Source organism: Candidatus Obscuribacterales bacterium (assembly GCA_036703605.1).
Taxonomy (GTDB): Bacteria; Cyanobacteriota; Cyanobacteriia; order RECH01; family RECH01; genus RECH01.
Window position 1 is genome coordinate 1 of the sequence record DATNRH010000155.1, and the last position, 4,849, is coordinate 4,849.

The window sequence follows — 4,849 nt, forward strand, 5'->3', positions numbered from 1 at the left end:
GAGACTGTAGACTCGATCGGGTGGGTGGGTGAGGGCATGACGCACATCAGCAGCGATCGCTTCCTCATCAATCCCAACGACCTGACCACCAGACACCACCGTCTGCCCGGCTACGTATAGGCTATCCACATAGCGGGCCGCTCCCCGAGCCATAACTAGCGCCGCTTCATCGCAGAGATCGGGTACCACATCAGCCATCAGCGCTGCGCGATTGAGCATGAGAATGTCCGCCGCCATGCCTGGCTCTAAGGTACCAATATCCTGTCGATGGGTGACGACGGTGGCCCCGTAGCGATGGGCTCGGAAGAAGTGAGATAAGGTCAATGACTGTTCCATTCCTACCTCAGCGTGCAGATGATAGTTCAGCCGCAGTTCTTTTAGCGCATCATCATCATCATTGATGGCCATACCATCTAAACCAAAGGCCGTTGACACCCCGGATTGTACGAGTTGCCGATAGGGAGCTAGCCCCGATCGCAGCCGTAGGTTAGAACTGGTATTTACGGAAACGATGACGCCTCGCTCTGCTATCCGTTCCATTTCAGCAGGAGTCAGCCAAATGCCATGGGCTATGGTCAACCGAGGAGATAGTAGACCAATGTCATCCAAGTAGGTGATCAATCCTTGGGGATAGTGAGCATCGGCCCATTCCCGCTGGTAGCGAGTTTCCAGCACATGCATATGCACCCGCCGTCCGGTATTTGCCGAGGCTTCAGCGATCGCTTCTAGCAACTCTGGCGAACACCACTGGGGGCCGCGTGGGCCATACTGGATGGTGATGCGATCGTCATCACGGCAGGTAGCGGCCAGATCGTCTACAAGCTGAAGCTGCTCTTGGGGCGATCGCGGTGACGGATTCCAAAGTTCTTTGACGGCAGAGCGATCGCTCTCTGGCAGAAGGTTGAGTAAGCGATCGGCATTGCCATAGGATAAGGAATTGCGATCGTTCATCGACACCGCTAGCCCCAGCCGCACCCCCACATCCCGTGCCGCTTGACAGACCTGCAGCATTTCGTCCATCACGTTAGCACTAACGGGGTTATGACAATGCATCACCGACCCTACACCGCTGCGGGCCATACGGGCCATCGCCAGGGCCGCCGCTGCATAGACGGGCACGGGTGGACTCAGTTTCAGGGACGGGAGCCATAATTCTAGGGCCTGATCCAGGGCACCAAACACAAAGGGAGCTACCCCGCGCCCATGGTCGTGAGCGTTTGCCAGAGCTGGCAGAGCTAGCCAATCGGGATGGTCAGCTCGGTCGGCAGGGGCGATCGCTTGGATCACACCATCTTGCACTGTTAGACCCACTTGGTGTTGCGGGGGGTGCTCTCCAGGATGGGATAGGAGAGTACCAACGGATTGAGACCAGGTGGGCAAAGGGTTCATAGTGGATTAATTCGACTTAAGGGTTCAGTAGTCAGTGGGATGTCTGGTGTTGACCTGATTGGCTGAGCAAGTTTTTGCCTCGTCCCCTCGCCCCCTCTCCGACAAGGGGAGCAAGAAAGCAGGTGGTTTCAAACCCCCTCTACCGATTTGGGAAAGGGGGTTGGGGTGAGGGTCTTCATTTGGTCAATCCATCAGGGTGTTGACTCTGCTCCACGAGTACTTGTAGCCATAACAGAGAGCGATCGCAGTCTAGTGTGCGATCGCTGAGTGGAGTCAACACAACCGGGGGAAATGTGGCGACACGTCTAGCATGCGCTGCGCTGTATCATCAGCAGAGCTCGTTAGAGCATTTGGCTGGGATGAGGTTCAGCACACCCTGCGATCGCTGAATAACCTCACAGCAAACAGGCAAACAACTGACGTCATTGTCCCATGGGAGCAGAACCCAGAAGGTTACGTTAGTTGACGATCGCTCAAGTCAGGCAGGAAGCGATCGTCGAAGACATCCTCAGGTTTGGGCGTGGTGGGTAGTTCAAAGGCATCCACTACCTGACCAATAGTTTTCTCAAACCGTACGGGATCAACGGCCCCAAAACCGTTGGCCTCCACCTCCGGCGATAGGAAAAGGGTATCGATGGCAATTTGCAGCCGCTCTCGCTCTAGGGGAATCTCGTAGAGTTCATCAAACTGGGCCATGATCTCCACCGCCTCATCGGGATCGGCAAGGGTATCTTGCAAGCCCTTGGTCAGCGCTCGCAAAAATGCCGACATTTGCTCAGGATTGGCGTCTAGGAAATCTTGCCGGGCTAAGACCGCGTTGCCGTAGAAGTCTAGACCATAGTCAGCATAGCGGAAAATATTGAGCTTATCTGGGGGATAGCCCTCGGCGTTGAGGTTAGGTAGGGCGGAAATGGTGAAGGGGGCGATCGCATCAATTTCTTTGGTCAACAGCAAGGTTTGCTGCAAGCGAGATTCAATGGCCGGTACCTCCACTTGGGCTAGATCAAAGCCTGCTGTTTGGGCAAATAAAGGCAGCATCCGGCGAGTAGCACTGCCGGCCGGAATGCCCAGTATCTTACCTTCTAGCATTGTTGGATCTGTAATTCCAGTCTCTGCCAAAGACATAATGCTCATGGGTGACTGATTATAATAGATGGCGATCGCTTTCACCGGCGTGTCGGGATTGGTGATATTGAACTCCATCAAACTATTGATATCGCCAAAGCCCATGTCAAAGGCTCCTGCTGCCACTTTGGTGATCGAATCGGCAGACCCTTGCCCGCGCTCAAACTGCACGTCTAGCCCCTCTTCTTCAAAATAGCCCTTGGCGATCGCCACCCCTAGGGGCGCATGAACCCCCTGAATAGCCCAGTCGAGGGTGAAGCGAATGGTGAACAGTTCAGAGGATGGCGCTGGTTCGGTAGGGCTAGCAGCCGTATCAGGGGCGGGGGAATCGGCAGATGGCGCTGGATCGGATGGTGAGGCGCAGGCTTTAAGCAGCAATGTTGCTCCTAGGGCTGCAGAGGCTTGCCCTAAAAATTTGCGTCGATTGATAGGTACCATGATCGATCCCTCCTAGTTACTGGCTTGGTCATCGCTCAACCCGCTTCAGATCCGGGGCTTTTGCAAATCATATATGATGCATGATATATGGTGTGCCGCTATGCGTTGTAGTGTGGGCTACTAAATTGGGTGGACTACACAAGGGTTGCATGAGAACTATCTGAGTATAGGGTTAGATTAAAATAAGTTCTGACGTGAACTGTTCCTTTGAAAACATATTAGGGTAACATCATCTTAGTTGAGTTTAGAATCTGTTGCTCATCGGCTTCAGGGTGTGTTATGGGTGTAGATATATGTCTATGGCACATCGGCGGCTGCCTAGACATGGGTCAATATCTGTTCCTAGATCGTGTTTAGATCAAATGGTGTTCCTGAATCTAGGTATGAGCAACATCTACCCTCACCCTAGCTCTCTCCCAAAAGAAGCAGAGACAAGGATTCTAGCTCTCTTCTCCCTAGGGAGAAGGGTTGGAGATGAGGGCAATTTATACTGCTATCTAGCAATGCCGATCAGAGAATAGGAGGTTAGACCATATGACCATTCGCGCAATGTTTCGCGCTGCAGCGGTGCAGGGCGTATCAGCTCCCTACGATACCCTGCATCTGAAAGTTTTTTATCCAGGACAGATATCGAAGGATAACCAGACTCAAAATTTTGGGGTGGTGTCTGCTGATGTGAGCCAAGCTCCGTTTCCGATCGTTATTTTCTTCAACGGTATTAACTGTGGTGCAGAACTGTACCAATGGCTGGCGGTGACGTTGGCAGAACGCGGCCTTGTGGTCGTCATGTTTAACTGGGTAGCGGAAAACATTCCCGGTATGGTAGCTCTTACGCCAGGGGTGGATCTTGCCATGATGACACCGGCGCTCTATGGTACAGGCCCCACAGCAACGGCCTTACCAACCATCATCCGTGAACTCGAACAGCTACAGACGGAAGGGGTGTTGGCAGGTTTACTAGATCTAGATCGGATCATCCTGGGTGGCCATTCGGCTGGCGGCCGGGTAGCGATCGAAAATGCCAGTCCCAGCTTTTTCTCTAACGTTGTTGCGGCTTTTGCCTATGGGGCCCATTCCGCTGCAACGGTGCAGCTTGGCTATGAGGCAGCTCAAATCTTGCCGCTGCCGGATCAAGTGCCCATGTTATTGATGGGGGGCACCCGTGACGGGGTGATGGTTAACAGCAGTCATCGCTATGGTACGACTTGGGAGCAGGCACAAACGCCAGTGGTGCGTACATTTCAGGAAGCGATCGCTGGCGGCAGAAACGACAGTTATCTTTGTATTCTAGAAGGCGCAAATCATTTTTCAATTGCGGATGGGGTGGATGGTACAACCGGCCACACCTTCCTGGATTATCCTGAAACTCAGCCAGCAGATGCAGTGCGATCGCTCCTAGCAGAGACGATTGGACTATTTCTTGATGCTCATGTTCGAGCCAAGGAGGAAGCGATCGCGGCTTTGGATCAGCTCTTCGTCACACCTCAACCGTTCATCGTTCGATGGGATAGGAAATAAGGTGTTGAGTAACAGGATGATTCTGCAACACTGAGTCTGCAACACTGAGATTGAGGTTGAAAGAGTGCACCCCGAGGATATAGACCTCACCGTTCGGCTGAGGCGGCATTGCTGAATTACGATAGTGCGCTAACGAATCGTGAGCGTCTCGCTCCCATTCCGATTTCATATCTTCATTCAGCAACGACGAACAAAAGAGCTGGAGGACGAGGAGTATAGGTTGCAAACATGGGATGCACTCGTTGAAAACTACGCCCTATTCAGCCATGAGGATGCCCCGGAGCTCTCCACCGCGATACCGAGTGGTGTGGACATCAACATAGAGCATGTTGCTATCTAAAGCAGCTAGTTGTTCGTCGGTGAGCATATAGTCTCCCAT

The 4,849-nt window shown here is 53.0% G+C and carries 3 protein-coding genes; 1 reads left to right on the forward strand and 2 read right to left on the reverse strand.

Annotated elements, in window-relative coordinates; all coding sequences use genetic code 11:
* Positions 1-1,389, reverse strand: a 1,389-nt coding sequence (locus tag V6D20_03220) for an amidohydrolase family protein (GenBank protein ID HEY9814804.1), incomplete at its 3' end; no start/stop codon positions are given.
* 453 nt (positions 1,390-1,842) lie between these two features.
* Positions 1,843-2,952 (reverse strand): ABC transporter substrate-binding protein, encoded by a 1,110-nt coding sequence (locus V6D20_03225; protein ID HEY9814805.1) that lies wholly within the window; start codon positions 2,950-2,952, stop codon positions 1,843-1,845.
* 534 nt (positions 2,953-3,486) lie between these two features.
* Between V6D20_03225 and V6D20_03230 the strand changes: the two genes are divergently transcribed.
* Positions 3,487-4,470: a hypothetical protein gene (locus V6D20_03230; protein HEY9814806.1), complete on the forward strand. Its 984-nt coding sequence runs from the start codon at positions 3,487-3,489 to the stop codon at positions 4,468-4,470.
* Positions 4,471-4,849 lie beyond the last annotated feature (379 nt).